At 72.4% G+C, this 18,719-nt stretch carries 16 protein-coding genes; 12 read left to right on the forward strand and 4 right to left on the reverse strand.

Going from position 1 to position 18,719, the window contains the following annotated elements; genetic code table 11:
* Nucleotide 1: 1 nt before the first annotated feature.
* Entirely contained in the window at nucleotides 2-319 is a 318-nt protein-coding gene (locus WMF29_RS06295; protein WP_437327962.1) for a putative quinol monooxygenase, read from the reverse strand.
* A 285-nt stretch (nucleotides 320-604) separates the two neighbouring features.
* Between WMF29_RS06295 and WMF29_RS06300 the strand changes: the two genes are divergently transcribed.
* The 4 genes from WMF29_RS06300 (at nucleotide 605) to WMF29_RS06315 (ending at nucleotide 5,149) form a co-directional block, all read left to right on the forward strand.
* On the forward strand, nucleotides 605-1,789 hold the full coding sequence (locus tag WMF29_RS06300; RefSeq protein WP_437327963.1) for a hypothetical protein: 1,185 nt from the start codon (nucleotides 605-607) through the stop codon (nucleotides 1,787-1,789).
* Complete coding sequence (locus tag WMF29_RS06305; RefSeq protein WP_437327964.1) at nucleotides 1,786-2,463, forward strand: hypothetical protein; 678 nt, start codon at nucleotides 1,786-1,788, stop codon at nucleotides 2,461-2,463. Before WMF29_RS06300 ends, WMF29_RS06305 begins: the two co-directional genes overlap by 4 nt.
* A 124-nt stretch (nucleotides 2,464-2,587) precedes the next feature.
* Nucleotides 2,588-4,516 (forward strand): ATP-binding protein, encoded by a 1,929-nt coding sequence (locus tag WMF29_RS06310; protein ID WP_437327965.1) that lies wholly within the window; start codon nucleotides 2,588-2,590, stop codon nucleotides 4,514-4,516.
* Nucleotides 4,517-4,765: 249 nt separating this feature from the next.
* Nucleotides 4,766-5,149, forward strand: a complete 384-nt coding sequence (locus WMF29_RS06315) for a response regulator (protein ID WP_272100854.1) — start codon at nucleotides 4,766-4,768, stop codon at nucleotides 5,147-5,149.
* 74 nt (nucleotides 5,150-5,223) lie between these two features.
* Here WMF29_RS06315 and WMF29_RS06320 read toward each other — a convergent pair whose 3' ends face one another.
* From WMF29_RS06320 to WMF29_RS06330, 3 genes are all read right to left on the reverse strand, one after another.
* Nucleotides 5,224-6,876, reverse strand: coding sequence for a glycerol-3-phosphate dehydrogenase/oxidase (locus tag WMF29_RS06320; protein ID WP_437327966.1), 1,653 nt, complete (start codon nucleotides 6,874-6,876; stop codon nucleotides 5,224-5,226).
* A 207-nt stretch (nucleotides 6,877-7,083) separates the two neighbouring features.
* Nucleotides 7,084-9,123 (reverse strand): ABC transporter ATP-binding protein, encoded by a 2,040-nt coding sequence (locus WMF29_RS06325; protein ID WP_437327967.1) that lies wholly within the window; start codon nucleotides 9,121-9,123, stop codon nucleotides 7,084-7,086.
* 219 nt (nucleotides 9,124-9,342) lie between these two features.
* Nucleotides 9,343-9,996 carry an NAD(P)H-dependent oxidoreductase gene (locus WMF29_RS06330; protein ID WP_437327968.1) on the reverse strand — a complete coding sequence of 218 codons (654 nt, stop codon included), beginning with the start codon at nucleotides 9,994-9,996 and terminating at the stop codon, nucleotides 9,343-9,345.
* A 180-nt stretch (nucleotides 9,997-10,176) separates the two neighbouring features.
* Between WMF29_RS06330 and WMF29_RS06335 the strand changes: the two genes are divergently transcribed.
* The 8 genes from WMF29_RS06335 to WMF29_RS06370 all read left to right on the forward strand — a co-directional run bounded on the left by WMF29_RS06335 (nucleotide 10,177) and on the right by WMF29_RS06370 (nucleotide 18,710).
* On the forward strand, nucleotides 10,177-10,668 hold the full coding sequence (locus tag WMF29_RS06335; protein WP_437327969.1) for a response regulator: 492 nt from the start codon (nucleotides 10,177-10,179) through the stop codon (nucleotides 10,666-10,668).
* A gap of 178 nt (nucleotides 10,669-10,846) precedes the next feature.
* Entirely contained in the window at nucleotides 10,847-12,424 is a 1,578-nt protein-coding gene (locus WMF29_RS06340; protein WP_437327970.1) for an alkaline phosphatase D family protein, read from the forward strand.
* A gap of 194 nt (nucleotides 12,425-12,618) precedes the next feature.
* Nucleotides 12,619-13,932, forward strand: coding sequence for a multicopper oxidase family protein (locus WMF29_RS06345; RefSeq protein ID WP_437327971.1), 1,314 nt, complete (start codon nucleotides 12,619-12,621; stop codon nucleotides 13,930-13,932).
* Between the two features lie 213 nt (nucleotides 13,933-14,145).
* Entirely contained in the window at nucleotides 14,146-15,300 is a 1,155-nt protein-coding gene (locus WMF29_RS06350) for a hypothetical protein (protein ID WP_437327972.1), read from the forward strand.
* A 472-nt stretch (nucleotides 15,301-15,772) separates the two neighbouring features.
* Complete coding sequence (locus tag WMF29_RS06355) at nucleotides 15,773-16,237, forward strand: hypothetical protein (RefSeq protein WP_437327973.1); 465 nt, start codon at nucleotides 15,773-15,775, stop codon at nucleotides 16,235-16,237.
* A gap of 76 nt (nucleotides 16,238-16,313) precedes the next feature.
* Complete coding sequence (locus WMF29_RS06360; RefSeq protein WP_437327974.1) at nucleotides 16,314-16,970, forward strand: hypothetical protein; 657 nt, start codon at nucleotides 16,314-16,316, stop codon at nucleotides 16,968-16,970.
* Nucleotides 16,971-17,178: 208 nt separating this feature from the next.
* On the forward strand, nucleotides 17,179-18,036 hold the full coding sequence (locus WMF29_RS06365; protein ID WP_437327975.1) for a type I 3-dehydroquinate dehydratase: 858 nt from the start codon (nucleotides 17,179-17,181) through the stop codon (nucleotides 18,034-18,036).
* Entirely contained in the window at nucleotides 17,931-18,710 is a 780-nt protein-coding gene (locus tag WMF29_RS06370; protein WP_437327976.1) for a hypothetical protein, read from the forward strand. Before WMF29_RS06365 ends, WMF29_RS06370 begins: the two co-directional genes overlap by 106 nt.
* The last annotated feature ends 9 nt before the right edge of the window (nucleotides 18,711-18,719 follow it).

Consider the following 18,719-nt stretch of genomic DNA (forward strand, 5'->3'; position numbering starts at 1 on the left):
GTCAATACCCCGCGTCGTCAGGGAAGACATTGACGTATTTCCGGCTGGTCCGCGGCTCGGCCATCATCTCCGCGACGGTGTCCCGCCACCGCTTGTAATGCGCCGTTTCCTTGTGTGCGGCCGGCGCTTCCTTGGTCCTGTAGACCTCGACGAGCACGAACCGCGCAGGATCCTCGGTGTCCTGGACGACGTCGAACCGGGCGATCCCCGGCTCCTTCACGCTCTCGCGTGCGTTCTCGATCGTCGCGCTCCGGAACGCGTCGACGAGCTCGGGTCTGACACGTACGTGCACATGCACGATGAGCAGGCTGTTGGACATGCGCGCAATCTAGCTCGGACGCGCGGCCGCAGGAACCCGGCTCGCGCCGCGGCCGGCCTCCCTGGAGAGCGCGCGCAGGCCGCGCGCGGGCTCGGCCGAGAGGCGGGGCGCGGCGGGCGGGGGGCGGGGCGGGCGCGCGGGTGGCGGCGCGGCCGGCAGAGCGCCGTCGTCCCCTGCGTCGACTCCCGACTTGGCCCGGCCGCCTCGCGCACTACGATCGTCGTGACACGGCGTGTGGCTCGGCAAGCGTCGAGTGCATGAGCGCCGTGAGCGAGGAAGGTCGATATGGCGGATCCGACCCCGGAGAGCCCGCAGCCCGATGCCGCGCAGTCCATCGCGCTGTATTCCATCGAGTTCAGGTCCGATCACGGTCTCCTGAAGGACTGCAACGAGGAGCACGACTGGAGAAACGAAGGACCCCTGTGCTCCCGGCCGGAGTGGACGCCGCGGGGCGCCGTCCCCCTCTCGATCTCGATGGGCCGGCACATCGTCGTCCGGCTCGGGCTCTCGTCGCGCGACGCCTTCAGCGCGGCGGCGGCCGAGATCCGCGCCGTGGGGCCGGGGGGAATCGTCCTCGAGAGCCGCGGTAGCGGGGCCGTCGCCGCGCCGCTCGATCTCTTCTCCTCGCGGCAGCTCGGGAGGAAGATCCAGAAGTTCGACCTCGCCCTGAGCTGGTCGGCAGGCGCGGGAGCTACGGTGTCGCCCGCCCGGACCTCGAACGTCGTGTATGTCACGATGGGCAGGCCCCAGACCGACAGACAGGAGGTCTGGCAGGAAGATGGGGTGACCTTGAAGCGGATGGACAGGGCGGTTTCCTGGGTGGCGCCGCTCGATACCATCGATCCCCACGAGATCGTGTACGGGATCATGGCCAAGTTCCCGACGTACACGCTGCTGCCGAGCCCGAGGGTGCCCCGGAAGTACCATCACCCGACGTTCATGAACGACGAGGGCGGCGCCTGGCCGATGACCGATTACGTGGAGGAGAGCGGTGAGTGCCAGGCGATCGTCCGCCTCCTCCGAGCCATGCTGCGCCAGCTCGGGATCCCGGGGCGGACGCGCATGATCGTGATCTGGGGCGATCCCAACGTCGGCGGCGGGCGCAAGACGCTGTCGGCCGACGTCGAGCAGAACCCGTGGGCGGGGCTCGACGTCACGAAGGTCGAGGGCGGCCGCGTGTGGCGCGCCGCGCTGGTCGACGGGCCGGTGGAGGTGGGGAGGACCTACCCGGCGTCCCATACGCGCCTGCCCGACGGGTCGCTCAGCCCGGGGCTCAACCGGTACGAGGCGTGCCTCGAGTTCTCCCACGGCGGCGTGACCAGGTATTACGCGGGGGGCGCTGGCGTGTTCGATTCCGTGGAGCCCATCCTGGGCGTCTTCTGGGGGCTCATCTGGTTCAGCTCGGCGCCGGACGACGGGTACCGCGTCGAGCAGATCGTGGCGACCTACAGAAATGGAGGCTGGGGATGAGCGCGCACGCATTTCACAAAGAAGACATCGACGCGAGGATCACGGGGTGGCTCGCGGCCGTGGCGCGCGTCGCCCCGGATGGCTTCACGCCCGTCGAGCGGTTCGAAGACGTGCCGGCCCAGGCGCGCGCGGAGTCGTTCTACTGGTGCGACTCCATCTTCAGGGACGAGCTCAACCCGCACGGCGAGGGCGTGAGGGCGCGCCACGCGTTCCATGCCGCCACGGACGATACGCCCGACCTGCTCCGCCACGAGTATGCCGCGGGCGGGCTCGGGCTCACCGTCACCGAGGGGCGCAACTTCATTCTCGTCCAGGTCGATCGCGCGAGCCTCGATATCCTCTCTCTCTGCGGTCCAGATCGCGCCGCCGCCGTGCGCCGGGTGGCCGAGGCGCTCTTCAACACGGGCGTGGAATCGCGCACGGTGGGCATGCCGGTGACCTCCGGCCCGTCGGCCTGCCCGGACCTCGCCGGGACACAGGAGCTCGAGGAAGGGACGGTGGTTTCGAGCAATCCGGCCGTGGACCCGGATCTCCTCACCTGCTGGAAAGACCGCACGGAGTGCGGTGTTCAGGGCGGAAGGCTCTACTTCCTCTGTTACAAGAAATCATCCCAGCGCGTGGGGTTCGCGAACGCGTGGCAATGGTTCGACGACCGGAGGGCCGGGGTCGGGTGAAGCGGGGGTAGACGGGGCGCGCGCGGGGACGTGCGGGAACGTAGATGACCTCCGCGCCGGTATTGCGTCAGCGCGCCGCGCGCGGGATGTTGCGCGCGTGGCGGGAGCACAGGCACCCAGGATCTTGATCTTCCCAGGCGGCCCCTCGGGCGCTGCGCAGGCGCTCGCCGCGGCGCGCGGCTATGTCGCGGTCCCGGCCCGGGACGTCGAGGCCGGGCTGGATCTCCTGGCGACTCAGCCGTTCGACGTGGCCGTGCTGGCGGACGAGGGGCCGCTCGAGGACACGCTCGCGCTCTGCCGGCGGCTGCGCGCGGCGCCCGGGGGCGATCGCGTGGCCGTGGTCGCCGTCACCGGGAGCGCGGGCGCGACCACGGCGCTGCTCGAGGCGGGCGCGACGGTCGTGGCGGCGGCGCTCGAGCCGTCGATCGCCATCCAGCTCGACGCGGCGGTGTGGTGGGTGCGGCGGCCGTCGGCGCACGTGGCCGACCGGGCGCCCGCGGAGCGCGCGCTGCTCGAGCGCGCCGCGCGCTCCTTTCGCGACGCGTCCGCCGAGGTGATCGGCCTCCTCGTGTGGGACGCGGCGGGGGGCGTGCTCGACGCGAACGACGCGTTCCTCGGCATGGTGGGCTACACGCGCGAGGACATCGAGGCGGGGCGCCTCAACTGGATGGCGATCACGCCGCCCGAGCACCGCGCCGCGGACCAGCGCGCCCTCTCGGAGGTCCTGAAGAACGGCGTCTGCCCGCCGTTCGAGAAGGAGTTCCTGGCCCGCGACGGGCGGCGCGTGCCCGTCCTCATCGCGCCTGCGCTGGTCGAGGGGGCGCGCGATCGCGGCGTCTGCTTCGCCTTCGACATGAAGGCGCGCAAGGCCGCAGAGGACGCGCTCCGGACGAGCGAGGAGCGCATGCGGCTCGTCGTGCGCGCCACGAGCGACGCCTTCTGGGACTGGGATCTCTCGTCGGGGCGCGTCACCGGGAGCGAGCGCATGCGGAGCTTCTATGGCACGGGCGGCGCCGACATCGAAGAGGACGCGGTGTGGTGGTTCGAGCGGGTCCACCCCGAGGATCGCGATCGCGTGATGAACGGCCTGCGGCGCGCGATGGAGGGGGACGAGAGCACGTTCGAGCTGTGGTACCGGTGCCTGCTCGCGGACGGCAGCTACGCCGACGTCCACGACCGGGGCATCGTGCTGCGCGACGCGACCGGCAGGGCGTACCGGATGCTCGGGGCCGTGTCCGACGTCACGGAGCGCCGGCAGATGGAGACGCGGCTCCAGCTCGCCGATCGCATGGCCTCGCTCGGCACGCTCGCGGCCGGGGTGGCGCACGAGATCAACAACCCCCTCGCGTACATGGTCGCGAACGTCGATTTCGCGCGCAAGGAGCTCCGCGCGAAGGGGGCCGGCGCGCGCCTCGACGCGCTCCTCTCGGCGCTCGACGAGGCCGCGGAGGGCGGCTCGCGGGTACGGCACATCGTGGGCGGCCTGAAGACGTTCTCGCGGGCCGACGACGGCGAGCTCGGCCCGGTCGACGTCGACCCCGTGATCCAGCTGGTCCTGCGGATGGCGCAGCAGCAGATACAGAGCAAGGCGCGGCTCGTCCTCGAGCTCAGCCCGGTGCCGCCCGTCCACGCGAACGAGGCGCAGCTCGGCCAGGTGATCCTGAACCTGCTCGTGAACGCCGCCCAGGCGCTGCCGGAGGGGAAGGTGTCGGAGAACGAGATCCGGATCTCCACCGCCCCCGCGCCGCCCGGCCGCGTGTGCATCGAGGTGTGCGACACCGGGCCCGGGATCGCGCCGGAGCTGCGGAGCCGCATCTTCGACCCGTTCTTCACGACGAAGCCCATCGGGGAAGGGACGGGGCTCGGGCTCGCGATCTGCCACGGCATCGTGACGAGCTTCCAGGGCGAGATCGACGTGGAGAGCGAGGTCGGCAAGGGCGCGTGTTTCCGCGTGCTCTTGCCTGTCCATGACGATCGCGCGGGGGCAGGCGAGGAGCGCAGCGCCGCCTCGGGCGGGGCCTCCGATGAGTCTCCCGAGGAGGCCGCTCAGTAGGCGCGGCGGCGGCGAGCGCGACGCGCCGCCGTCCGCGGCGGACGGGCTCCGACAGGGTGCGCGCCGTCCGTGCTCCGGCGCGCTGCGGGGCCGCTCCGCGGGACCGACCGCTTGCCACGGCAGCGGCGGTCGCTCAAGTTGCGTCACCGGGCCCATGAACACTCGATCGGTCAGGGCCGCAGCTGGGCTGCTCGGCGGGTCGGCTGAGGAAGCGCGCCGCGTGGCGCAGTCCGGTCGTGAGGTTCGGTCATGATCGAGAAAACGGGGCGCATCCTGGTCGTCGAGGACGATCTGGATATCAGGAGCATTCTGACGCAGCTCCTCGTGTTCGAGGGGTATGACGTCGAGGAGGCGGCGGACGGCGCCGAGGCGCTCGAGCTGCTGCGGCGAAACGGGCCGCCCGCGCTGATCCTGCTCGATCTGATGATGCCGATCATGGATGGGTGGCAGCTCCGCGCCGAGCTCCAGCGCGACCCGGCGCTCGCGTCGATCCCGGTGGTGATCGTGTCCGCCGACGTGCGGGTCGAGCAGGAGGCGTCGCGGCTGCGCGTCGCCGGCCTGCTGAAGAAGCCGCTCCAGATCGAGCCGTTGCTCGAGCTGGTCCACCGCATCTGCGGCGCGCCGGCGCGATGAGCCCGGCGAGGTGCGCGCCGGGGCGACGCTGGAGCGGCCCGGGGGCCCCCTGATCAGGCTCCGGGGCGCAATCGCTACCCGGCCGGCAGCGCCGCGGCGGGCGCCTTCCCCTCCGCGTGGCGGCCGGCGCCGTGCTCCTGGAAGTACTCCTCCAGCCGCCTGTCGGCCTCGTCCCCGAAGAGGAGCCTGCACGCCTCGCGGAGGCCGGGCGACCTCGCGAGCGCCTCGCGGCGGAGCAACAGCGCGATCTTCGTGCGCCGCCGCAGGAAATCGTCGAGCTTCGCGATCATCTCGTGCTTCGCGGCGTGGGCGACCTCGCAGCGCAGGTCCTCCGCCCCTTCGATCAGCGGATCGGCCATCCTCGGGTCGCTCCGGATGTCCTCGAGCAGCCCGAGCGCCTGCGCGCCATAGCGGCGCCATAGCCGCGTGCTGAGCGTCTCCGAGGCGCGCGGCGGCGTCAGCGCGTCGAGATCGAGGGCGCGCGCCTTGTGGAAGAACTCTTTACGAAGCGCCTCGGCCGGCTCGCCATACCAGCGCTGCGCGGGGCGGGGCAGCGCGACGCCGAGCCGCTGCACGGCGGCGCAGACCTCGTCGCCCACGTTGATGCAATCGGTGAGCTTGCCGCCGAAGATGCTCACGTGGGCCTGCGCCCGGTCCACCTCGAGGGCGTGCTTGCGCGAGAGCTGAAGCCAGTCCTCGCCGCCCCCGCCGCCCTCGACGGCCAGGGGGCGCACCCCGCAGCGCTCCGCGATGACGTCGGCCTCGGTCAGGGGGCGGGGCAGGTCGAGGCGTTTGTTGATGTTGGAGAGCACGAAGCGCCGGTCCTCGGGCGTCACCGCCGCGCGCGGGCCCTCGACGCGGGTGTCGGTCGTGCCGATGCACGTCCTCGAGCCCATCGGGATCACGAAGAACAGCCGGCCGTCGTCCGCGAAGAACGTGAGCACCCGCCGGCTCGAGGTGAGCCGATCCACGATGAGGTGGATGCCCTTCGAGAAGATGTGGCGGTGCCTGGTCTGCTGGCCCGTCAGCTCGTTGTGCGCGTCCACGAACGGCCCGCAGGCGTTCACGAGCACGCGCGACCGGATGGCGAGCTCCCTGCCCGACAGGACGTCGCGGGCGCGCGTGACCCACCCGCCCCCCTCGCGCCGCGCGCCGAGCGACTCGACGTAGTTGGCCGCACGCGCGCCGTGATCGAGCGCCGCGCGCACGAAGCCCCAGACGAACCGCGCGTCGTTGTCGACGAGGTACGCGTCGGAGTACTCGAATCCTCCGTCGCAGCCGTCCAGGTTGATGATCGGCTCCTCCCGCGCGATCGCCCGGCGGGAGAGCAGGCGAGGGATGCGCGTGAAGAAGCTGCCGATGATCCAGTAGAGCCAGGTGCCGAGGAAGAGCTTGAAGAGCCCGTGGCGGAAGCCCCGCTCGTGCGCGGCGTAGAACCGGATCTCCTGCACCGACGACGGGTAGCTCCTGAGGAGGAGGTTCCTCGACGTGCAGAGCTTCCGCACGAGCGGAAACTCGAAGCTCTCCATGTACTTGATGCCGCCCCAGGCGAGGTTCGACGACTCCTGGCTGGTGAATCCGGCGAAGTCGCCCCGATCGATCAGCGCGACCTTCGCCCCCCGCGCGGCGAGGGCCGCGGCCGCGACGGCGCCGTTGATCCCGGCGCCGAGGACGAGGACGTCGAACGTTTCGCGGCTCAAGCTGTCGATGTTCGTGGCCCGCAGCATCGATGGCGATCCGGCGAAGGCGCGGCCCGCGCGCGCCCCATCTGCTCTATCACGTCCCCGCCGCCTCGTGGCGGCGGACGGCGCCCAAAAGCGCGGCGGCGGCGTCGCGCGCGCTTCTGTCCGCTGCGCGCGCTGGCGTCCAGGCGGCTCTGTCACCGCCGCCGCTGTGTTCAACGGAGTTTCTGTTACGTCCTGCCGACGTTTCGCTCAGCCCATCAGCCCATCGGCCCAGCTGCCGTCCTCGCCGCGGTACGCGTCGGGCGACGGCGCCGGCTGGACGCGGCGCGGGCTGCTCTTCGCCGGGGCGTGGCCTGTGTGGAGGTGCTGCCAGCGCGCCATCTTGGTGTAGACGCCGCCCCGCCGCAGGAGCTCTCCGTGCCCGCCGTGCTCGACGATGCGGCCGCGCTCCATCACGAAGATCTGGTCGCAGTCGACGACCGTGCTCAGGCGGTGGCTCATGAGGACGATCGTCCGCTTCCCCTTCAGCGCGCGCAGCGCCTCGCCGATGGTCCGCTCGTGCTCGGCGTCGAGCCCGTCGGTCGGCTCGTCGATCACGAGGATGGGCGCGTCCGTCAGCAGCGCGCGCGCGATCGCGATGCGCTGACGCTGGCCGGTCGACAGGTTGAGCCCGCCGTCGGCGATCGCCGTCCGGTAGCCGTCCGGCAGCGCCTCGACGAAGCCGGCCGCCCCCGCCATCTCGGCCGCCATCCGGATCTCCGCGTCGGTCGCGGAGGGGCGGCCGTAGGCGATGTTCTCCGCGATCGTGGCCGGCAGGAGGATGCTGTCCTGGAGGACGAGCGCGATGTGCCGGCGCAGGTCGGCCACGCGGACCGCGCGCGTGTCGATGCCGTCGAGCCGCAGCGCCCCGCAGGTCGGGTTGTGGAAGCGCGGCAGCAGGCCGAGCAGCGTCGTCTTGCCGGCGCCGACCGAGCCCACGAACGCGACCATCTCGCCCGGCCGGATCGTCGCGTCGACCCCGCGCAGCACCGGGTGACCCGGGCGGTACTCGAACCCGACGCCATCGAGCGAGAGCGCGCGCGGCTGGGGCGGGAGGTGGGCCGCGTCGTGCCTGTCGACGACCGCCTGGTCGCGGTCCAGCACCTCGAAGACGCGCTGCGCGCCCGCGACGCCGCCCTGCACCGCGGCGCCGGCGCCGGTCAGCTTGCAGAGCGGGTCGTAGAGCATGCCCAGGTAACCGAGGAACGCCGTCAGCGCGCCGAGCGTCATGCCCGCCTCGCCCCCGCCCGCCCGGGCCTGGACGATGAGGTAGCCGCCGTAGCCGAGCACCAGCGCGCCGCCGAGCCCGAGGATCGAGCCCATGGCGAGCGTGTGGCGGAGCTCGTCGTGGTGGAGCCTGAGCCACGCCTTCACGCTGTTGCGCAGCGTCGTGTGGAAGCGCGCCTCCTCGTCCGCCTCGCGGCCGAACGCCTGGACGAGGCCGATCGACGCCATCGAGCGCTGGACGGACGTCGCGAACTCGCTCTCGACCTCCTTCGCCTCGGTGCACTTCTTGTGCAGCACGCGCCCGAACTTGGCGTTCGTGAGGAGGAGCGGCGGCACGACCGCGAGCGCGAGGATCGTGAGCTCCAGGCTGCGCGAGGCCATGATGCAGATCATCACGGCGAGCGTCAGCGCGCTCCCCATCACCGCCACCGCCACGTTGAGGATGCCGTGGAACCCGGAGGCGTCCTGGTTGAGCCGGTAGAGGGCGTCCCCCTGCGGCTGCGCCCGGTGATAGCCCATGTGGAGCGCCTGGAGCTTCCGGTACACGTCGCGCCGCACGCGCGTGAGCCCGCCGTATCCGATGCGGAACGTGAGCAAGGCGCGGCCCATGCCCACGAACTCCTGCGCCACGCGGAGGACGAGCGTGATCGCCGCGAGCCCGAGGACGCGGCCGAGCAGGCTGTCCGGGAGCGGGGCGAGCAGGATGCGATGGACGAAGTCCCCCGTGCGCGGGCCGGTCGAGATGAGATCCACGATCACGGCGACGGGCCACACCTGGAGCAGGCTGATCGTGATCGAGACGCAGACCAGCACGGCGAGCGCCCCGAGGCGCGCCCACTCGCCCTTGAAGTACGCGCCCACCCGGAGGAAGAAGCGGACCCGCTCCGCGCCGGCCGGCTGGCTGGGCGCGGCGCGCGCGGCGGTCAGCTGCGCGGTCGTCCTCGGAGAGTGCCTCGAGCTCCTGAGCCTGCCTTCGCGCCGAGGCGAAGGATGATAGTTCTTGCGGTGAGCGTGTGCGCTCATGGTTCGCTGAGCTCTCTCCTGTCTACGGCTGAGGTGGTCGCCGGCGGCCCATCTCGGGCCCGGCCTGACGATCCATCGGTTATGACCGGTAGCGAGGTATCGCCGCTGGTGTAACAGCCCAACGCGGAGGCGCTCTACGCGAGTGCCGAAGAAGAGGCTGGCGCTTGCTGATTTGCTGCGCGGTTGTCCGGGACTCCAGGGCCGGCGGCGCCGGCGCGGTCAACGGCACAGGCCGACGGCGCGGCCGGCTCTCCGCGCCTGCCCGCGAGTCCGGTCCTCGAACAGCGCGAGCCTGCGGCCGAGGGCGCGCGCCGGCGCGAGGTCGAGCTCCGCCGGCGCGTGATCCGCGCTCGCCCGAGGCGGGCCGTCGCGCTGCGCGGCCCTGCTCGTCGGCTCCATCTCCGCGCGGGCGGGGGCCTGGAGCAGGAGTCCATGGCCGGCGAGGGAGGCGAGCGTCGCCTGGAGCGTCGCGCGCTGCGCTCCCTGGACCGCGGACGGCGAGCAGAACACCGAGGCTACCTTGCCGGCGAGATCTCCCGACGGCTGCCTCGATCCGTCGAGGAAGCGCCGGATCTCCGCGCACATCGCGCCATAACGCGCGGGCGAGCCGATGGCGATGCCGTCCGCCCAGAAGAGGTCGTCTCGCTGCGCCGGCGGGACGGAGGTGAGGTGTTCCCGCGCGGCGCGGATCCGCTCATTCGCCGTGCTCCACCGGTCCTCGATCGCTGCCAGATCGGCGACGCGCCGGAGCCGCACGGTCGCTCCGGCCTGCTCGGCGCCCTGCGCCACGGCGGCCGCGAGCGCGGCCGTGCCGCCATAGAGGGAATAGAAGATCACGGCCACGTTCATGCCGAGCGCGCATGCAGCCCTCATACCGCCGTGACCACCGCCCGGGCGCTTCCATGGCGCTCCGGACGAGCTCGCACGCGCACCGTCATGGCATCGCCAGGAACGACCCGCTGGCAGGCTCCGCAGCCGCGGAGGACGCATGGTGCATAGACTGCGGCGCGATTCAAATTGCGCGCCGCGGCTCCGCGCCTTATGGGTCCCTCGATGGGCCGGAGCGGATCGCGCAGGGGCGCTGGCGTCGATGTCCCGTGCGCTCCCGGAGGAGGGGGCGGCGCGGAGCAGGGCGATCCGGCGCGCCCTCTGGGCCCGATGGGGCGGAGGCTCGCGGAGCAGGGCCCCTCCCGACGGAAGACGATCTTCATCGTCGAGGACGACCCAGGCGTCTGCGATGCGCTCGTGACCGTCCTGTGCGACGAGGGATACGAGGTGATGACGGCCCGGGACGGCGCGGACGCGCTGGCCAGGCTCCGCGAGGCGCCCACGCCGGCGCTCATCGTGCTCGATCTGATGATGCCGGGGATGGACGGATACGCGTTCCGCGCAGAGCAGCTGCGCACGCCCGCGATCTCCGACGTCCCCGTGGTCGTGCTGACGGCGGGGGCGGCGCCGCGGGCCACGGAGCTCGGATCGGTCGACATCCTGAAGAAGCCTGTCGATCTCGTCGCGTTGCTCGACGTGGTCGGTCGCAACACCTGAGTCGGCGCCGGGCGCCCGAAACGAACATCGCTGAGAGCGCGGCGCGACGGACGCGTTACAGAGCTCGTTTCCGCTTGCCGGGGCGGCGGTGCGCGCGTCATACGCAGCTCACCGCACGCGGTCGACGGGGGGCGAGATCATGTCGATGGCCCGGCGAAGCATCCTTTGCAGCGTATCCATGTTCAGCCTCGCCGCGCTCCCCGGAGTGTCGGGCGGCGGGGGCGGCGCGCCGGACGGCGGTGAGCCTCTGCCGGCGTCGGGTGACGCCCCGCCGCCGGACAGCGAGCTGTCGAAGGCGGTATTCCAGCACGGCGTGGCGAGCGGGGATCCGCTGCCCGATGCCGTCATCCTCTGGACGCGCGTGACGCCGGTGAAGGCGGGCGCGGTGGCGGTGACATGGCAGATCGCGCTCGACGCCGGCTTCAGCCGGATCGTGGGCGCGGGGGCGGTCCTGACGGACGAGGAGCGCGATCACACGGTCAAGGTCGACGCCGGCGGGCTCGACCCGGGGAAGACCTATTATTACCGGTTCATCGCCCTCGGCGGATCGTCGCCGGTCGGGCGCACGAGGACGGCGCCGCGCGGCGGCGCTGGGCGGCTGCGCTTCGCCGTCGCGTCGTGCTCGAGCTATGCGCACGGGCTGTTCCACGGCTACCGGCACATCGCCGCGCGCCTCGACCTCGACGCGGTGATCCACCTCGGCGATTACATCTACGAATTCGGCACCGGCGAGTACGGGAGCGCGCGGTATTACGAGCCCGCGCACGAGATCGTGACGCTCGCCGACTACCGCGCCCGTTATGCCCAGTACCGGCGCGACAGGGATCTCCAGGCGGCTCACCAGCAGCACCCGTTCATCACGGTCTGGGACGACCATGAGCTCGCGAACAACACATGGAAGGGCGGCGCGGCGAACCACACGTGGCCTGCCGAGGGGGCGTGGGAGGTGCGCAGGGCGGCCGCGCAGCGCGTCTACGCGGAGTGGATGCCGATCCGCGAGCACCCGGGCGATGCCGGCCGGATCTGGCGCGCGCTGCGCTATGGCGATCTCGTCGACCTCTTCCTGCTCGACACGCGCTCCTGGGGGCGCGACCAGCAGGCCGACCCGGGCGACCGCGCGGCGATCGAGGCGCCGGCGCGGACGATCCTCGGGCGCGATCAGGAGGCGTGGCTGCGCGCGGAGCTCGCGGGCTCGACGGCGGCGTGGAAGGTCATCGGCCAGCAGGTGCTGATGGGCCAGGTCCCGCAGGACCTGAACACGGACGCGTGGGACGGGTATCCGGCGGCGCGCCAGCGCTTCTTCGAGCTCCTCGACGAGGAGCGCGTGCGCGACGTCGTCGTGCTCAGCGGCGACACCCACGCGTCGTGGGCGATCGAGCTCGCGCCGGCGCCGCTCGATCCGGCGCGCTACGACGCCGCGACCGGCCGGGGCGCGCTGGCGGTCGAGATCGCGGTGCCGGGGATCACCTCCCCGTGGCTCACCGAGGAGCAGGCCCGGACGACCGAGCCGCTGTTCCTCACGAACCCGCACGTCAAGTACGTCGACCTGTGGCGCCGCGGGTACGCGGTCCTCGACGTGACGCCGGAGCGCGTGCAGGGCGCGTGGTTCCTGTACGACGCGCCCGAGCGCCCGGAGGTCGACGAGGTCTTCGCCGCGGCGTTCGCCGCGCGCCGCGGCGAGAGCCACCTGCGCCGGGAGGAGGCGGCGGCGCCCGCCATCGACGACCCGCCCGAGGCCGCGCCTCGGCTGAGCTGACCTGGAGCCGACGCGCGGCGGGCCGGCGAAGCCCGCGAAAACACGCGGGTTCTCCGCCGGTTGGTGGTAAGATCCGTCCGCGCGATATGCTGTGCCGGCGTTCTGCTTGTCCTTTCGCGGGCCTCTGGCTCGCCGTCGCCGCGATCGGGTGCGCGGCCGAGCCTCCGTCGCAGCCGGAGGGGTGGGACAGCGCTGTGGCGCTGCGACCGGCGCGCGATCTCGACGCGAGGCCTGGGGTGCTCGAGGTCGATCTGACGGCGCGCGTCGAGGACGTGGAGATCGCGGCCGGCAAGAAGACGCCGACCTGGACCTACAACGGCGGGCTCCCCGGCCCGCTGCTCCGCGCCAGGGTGGGAGATCGCGTGATCGTGCACCTCCGCAACGAGCTGCCGGCGCCAACGACGGTCCACTGGCATGGCGTGCGTTTGCCGGCGGCGATGGATGGCGCGCCCGGGCACAGCCAGCCGGAGACGCCGCCGGGCGGCGACTTCACGTACGACTTCGTGGTGCCGGACGCGGGGCTGTACTGGTATCACCCGCACGTCAATTCCGCGGTGCAGGCGGGCAATGGCCTCTACGGCCCGCTGCTCGTCGAGGATCCGGACGAGCCCGCGGAGCTCGGCGACCAGCTCGTGCTCGTGCTCAGCGACGTCAGCCTGCGCGACGACGGCTCGCTCGAGGACCCGCAGGCGGGCGGCAATCTCGGCACGCTGTTCGGGCGCGAGGGCGACCTCCTGCTCGTCAACGGGCGCGTCAACCCGGTGATCGGGGCGCGCGCCGGGCTCAGGCAGCGGTGGCGCATCGTCAACGCGGCCAAGTCCCGCTATTACCAGCTCCTGATCACGGATCACCGCTTCACCCGCATCGGCGGAGACGGCGGGCTCCTGGAGCACCCGGTCGAGGAGGACAGGATCCTGCTCACCCCCGGAGAGCGCGCCGACGTGCTCGTGACGCCGCGCGGGGCGCCGGGCGCGACGCTGTCGGTGCGCTGGGTGCCCTACGATCGCGGCTATGGCGCGACCTTCGAGAGGCCCGAGGTCGAGGCCTTCCGGCTGCGCCTCGCGGACGAGCCCCTGGCCGAGGACGACCCGCTCCCCGAGGTCGCGCGGCGCATCGAGGCGCTCGACACGGCGGCGGCGAGGCGCGTCGATCTGCAGCTCACGCGGGAGGAGGGCCCGGGCGACCTCGTGATGGGCATCAACGGCGTGCCCTCGTGGGAGGCGGAGCCGCTCGTGGCGGCGGTGGGCGAGACCGCGGTGTGGACCGTCGAGAACACGATGGAGTTCGATCACCCGTTCCACCTGCACGGCTTCTTTTTTCAGGTGCTCGGCGCCGACGGTCAGCCGGTCAGGCCGCTCGCGTGGAAGGACACGGTGAACGTGCCTGTCGACGGCGCGGCCCGCTTCGCGGTGCGTTACGACAACCGGCCTGGCATGTGGATGTTCCACTGCCACATCCTCGATCACGCCGACGCGGGCATGATGGGGATGCTGCACGTCGTGCCGTGAGAGGCGGCCGCGGGGGAAGGCGGCGAAGCGCGCGAAGCAGGGCGCGGGAGGCTTGCGATGCGCGGGTTGGGTTGATAACAGCGCTGTAGAAAAACAGGGGCTCTGTCGGTATCTCGCACAACACAGCACCTCCGCCGCGGCGGGAGGGGGCTGCGAGGCGCGGACAGGCATGATCCCGAGACGGGGACCCCCTGGATCGGGTAGGATGGGCGCGTGGTGGATCTCGATGCGATCTCGGACCGAACCTATGTGGCTGCGGGGGCGGACTTCGCGTTCGTGATCACCCGGCGGGGGCGGCTCGTCACCAAACGCGTGCCGCGCGACATGCCCAGGGAGGGCCGCAGCCAGATCGTCGACGCGGCGCTGAGCCTCGGGGAGCGGGGCCGGCTCGGGTGCGTGGAGCTGAGGCGCGAGGATCTGGTGCCGTACGGGGGCGCGGCGCCCGTCGACGTGTATTTCGGGGTGGCCGCCGAGGCGATCCTCTGCGTGGTGATGCCCACGTGGGCGGACCGGCGCGATGTGGCGTCCGCGATCGAGCACGGCCTGCGCGAGATCGACGAGGGGACCCCGGCGGCGTCCCGGCAGGTCCGGGCCGCGCCGCGGCGCACCCGGTCGCGCCCGCGCGGGGAGGCGGTGACCTTGCCGGCGCGCCGGCCGGCCGCCGAGGTGCGCGAGGTGCCGCCGCCGATCAGCGGGGCGGCGGCGTCCTTCGGCGAGCCGCAGCCGCTGGGATCGACGCGCGCCGCGCCGCCGTCGTCGCCGGGGGGCCGGCGCAGCGCCGTCGCGGGGCTGGTCCTCCTGGCCAACGGAGGGCCGCCGCGGTCGCTGGCGCGCCCGGTGGCGGTGCGCGAGGCGCCGGCGTCACCTGGGACGCCAGCGCGGCCGTCCGGGTCGCTGCCGGACATCCGCATCGGCGAGGCGACGCTCGGGCGCGAGAGCCTCGATGCGATCGGGCGAGAGCTCGGCGGGGCGTGGCCGTCGGCGCCCGAGATCCGGATGGGCGCGGCGCCGGCGGGGGAGGGGGCCGCGGCGGCGATCGGGGCGGAGATGCCGGAGCCGGCGCGGGCGGGCTCGATGCCGGAGGCGGTGCGCCTCGAGCTGGTGAGCATCAGCCGCGAGAGCCTGATGGAGATCGCGGCCGAGGAGGGGCGCATGGCGGCGGCGGGGCCGAGGCCGTGGGTGCCGCCGGTGCGGCCCATGCAGATCACGCAGCCGTGGGAGGAGCCGCCCGAGGACGCGGGGCGCATGGCCGAGGCCGAGAGCGGGGCCGGCGAGGCGGCGGCCGCGGCGCTGGAGGTCGAGGCGGGGGAGCCCGAGAGCCAGATTATCGAGGTGGGGCCGGCGGGGCGGGGCGCTCGCGCGGGCTGAGGCGAGAGCGGGGGAGCGTCTCGGTCGGCGGGGAGACGACGCTGCTCGCTTACGCATGGCCGGGAAACGGGCGCGAGCTACGCAACGTGATCGAGCTGGTGTCGTGCCTGGTCGCCGCAGGGGAGCTCGGGCGCAGGGAGCTCGTGGATATCGCGCCAGAGCTCGTGCCAGGCTTTGCGATCGGAGGAGGCGAGCGCGAGGCTCTTCTCCTTCGCGCTCGCTCCTCCGGAGGACGCAGCGGCGGAGCCTGAGCCGAAGTGTCGCCTGCCAGGCGACAACCTCCCGGCGCGATGTGACCGCCGCGCGACAACTCGCTCGCCCACGGAGGCTGCCAGTCACGCCGAGCGCCACGAATCCAGGCTTTCCGCGCTCCCGGAAGCCCGCGGCACGGGCGCTGCAAAACGCAGCTGCGGGCGCGGACGGAGGGCACCGCTCCCGACAAACAATGATTGCCCTCCGGAGAACTCCTCACATGAGCACCACCTTCAAGAGCTTCCTCCTCGCCGCCGTGGCCGCCGTCTCCGTCGGTGCTGTCGCCGCGCCCGCCACCGCCAGGACGACGACAGCCAGCGCCGGGACCACCGTCGCGCCTTCCGATCGCGCGTGCTTCTCGGAGTACTGGGGCAACATCTACAACAACGGCTCTACCGGCTGCGCTGGCCCGCGTGCCTGGCTCGTCCCCGCCGTCGTGGATCACGCCGGCTGGACCAACTTCTCGGTGGGCGGCATTGCCTTCAACCTCAGCAGCGACGTGAGCTGCCGCGCCATCGGCACGAGCTGGGACGGCTACGTCTGGGATCTCTATGCGGCGAAGTCGCTCACCTCCGTCAACGTGTTCCAGCAGATCAACGTGACGAGCTACCACACCGCCAACGGGTCGTCGTACCTGGCGTGCGACATCACCCCGAGCGGCCGCATCACCACTGTGACGTACTGAGCACGACGGCCGGCCCCGGGGAGCGAGCCTCCCCGGGCCCGTCCCGCAGCGAGCGACACTTGCTCTGGAGACAGCCATGAAGAACGGTCATGTCATCGTCACATTCGTCGTGCTCGTCGGGGCCGCCGCCGGGTTCAGCGTGATGAGCGAACGGCGGCACGAGCAGCAGCTAGCGGGCCTCCGCACCGAGATGCAATCGCTGTCCGTGTCGATGGAGGCGGCGCAGGGCCGCCCGCAGAACAAGGCCGTTCTGACCGCGGCCGCGCCCGTGCTCGCGCGGCAGACGGCTCCGCTCGCTCCGGACCCGGGGCAGGATGACGAGGACGAGGCGTCGCCCCGGGGCGATGTGCAGGACGAGCCGGCCCGCCCCACGCTCGAGCCCGCGGAGATGAAGAGCGAGCTCGACACGGTGTTCGCGTCCGAGCGCCCCGACCCCGCCTGGACCGCGGAGGCGAGCCGCACGGTCAGCTCCCGCGTCGCCGCGGTGCTGCCCGAGTCATCGGCGCTGCGCAACGTCGATTGCCACGGCAGCATGTGCCGTATCGAGACGAGCCACACCGACTTCGAGAGCTACCGGCGCTTCGTCCAGGGGGCCTTCATGACCCCCGGCTCCCGGATCTGGAACGCCGGCTTCTTCGCCTCGCCGCCGATGCCCGACGAGAGGGGCGAGCTGACCGCCACTGTCTACCTCGCGCGCGAAGGCGAGCCCTTGCCGGTGAGCATGGTGCAATGAGCAGCCGTGCGCGCGGGAGGATTGCCCATATGGAGGAGCTCGCCCGCGAAGAGCAGCGGCGTAACCTTCAGTGACTGTGACTGTCACGGCGACGCGACGTCCTCATGCGCAGCTCCGCCACCCCTCCTGCGCACCTTTGCCATCATGGGATCTGACGCGCCCTGGCACGCGCCATGCACTTGCTTCGGGCCGAGGCGCGACAAGGCCCATGCGAGTGCGCGAGATCGTTCCTGAAGTCGCCCTGATCGCCACGCTCACGAGGCCGCCCTCGCGCTCCGGCGAGGAGCTCACGGCGCTGCCGGCGAGGGTGCGCTTCGTGGAGGTGCGCGCGGATCGGGTGGGCAGCGTCGATCCGGGCGTCCTCCGCCGCCATTTCAATGGAAAGCTCGTTTACAGCCTGCGGAGCCGCCGCGAGGGGGGCTCGTTCGACGGCGAGCTCGCGGCCCGCCATGAGCGGCTGATCGCAGCGGCGGAGCGGTACGATCGCGTCGATCTCGAGGCCGAGCGGGATCTGGTGCCCCGCGTCCTCGAGCGCATCCCGCCGGAGCGGCGCGTGATCTCGTGGCACGGGACCGCGGCAGACCGCTGGGACTACCGCGATCGGCTCGGCGTGCTGGATCGCGCGGCGGCGTGGCTCTATCGGGTGGTGCCGACCGTGACGCACACGGCCGAGGCGCTCGCAGCGCTGGAGTTCCTCGCGGATCTCGGACGGCGGGACGTGACGGCGTTCGCCGCGGGCCCGGCGGGCACGTGGACGAGCCTCCTCGCCCCCCGCCTGGGCGCGCCGGTCGCGTTCGGCGCGGTCGAGCGCCGCGAGCCGGACGCGGGGAGATCAGCGCGGCGCAGCTCGTTGCCGACTACGGGCTGCCATCGCTCAAGCCGGTGCGCGAGCTGTTCGGCATCGTCGGCTCGGTCGTCTCGCGCTCGCTGTCCCCGAGGCTCCACAACGCGGCGTACCGCGTGGCCAGCGTGCCGGCGTTGTACCTGCCCTTCTCGGCGGAGCGCTTCGAAGACCTCTGGTCCGACAGGGTGCGGGCAGGTCTGGCCGCGCTGGGGATGCCTTTGAAGGGGCTCACGGTCATCTCTCCGCACAAGGAGGCGGCGCTCGCGGCCGCGGCCGTGGCGAGCCCCGTCGCTCGGCGCGCGGGGGCGGCGAACCTCCTCGTCCAGCGCGGCCGATCGTGGCTCGCGACGACGACCGATGCCGAGGGGGTCCTCTCGCCGCTGCGCGCGCGGAGGGTCGACGTGGCGAGGCGCAGGGTGGCCGTGGTCGGCTGCGGGGGCGCGGGGCGCGCCGCGGCGGCGGCCTTCGATGGAGCCGGCGCGGAGGTGACGCTCGTGAACCGGGGCCTCGAGCGTGGCCGCTTCGCGGCGTCCCTCTTGGGCCTGCCGTTCGCGCCGCTCGCTGACTTCGCTGTGGGCGACTACGCCATCGTGGTCAATGCGACGCCCTGCGCGGGCCACGACGGCGAGTTCCCCTTCGATGTTCGAGGGCTGGCGAGGGGGGCGATCGTCGTGGATCTGGTGGTCGGAGCCGCGCCGACGCCGCTCGTTCGGGCCGCAGAGGCGCTGGGTCAACCGGTGATCGATGGCCGCGAGGTGCTCCTCGTCGAGGCACGCCGCCAGTTCCGCCTGATGACCGGGTGGCACATGGCGGCCGAGGCGGCGCGCGAGCTCCTCGACGGCCATGGCAACGAGCGTGCTGACGAGGCAGCGGAGCGGCGGCAGGCGATCGCGTGAGGGGAGAGG

The organism is Sorangium sp. So ce381 (assembly GCF_051473845.1).
In the GTDB taxonomy this organism is placed as follows: Bacteria; Myxococcota_A; Polyangia; order Polyangiales; family Polyangiaceae; genus Sorangium; species Sorangium atrum.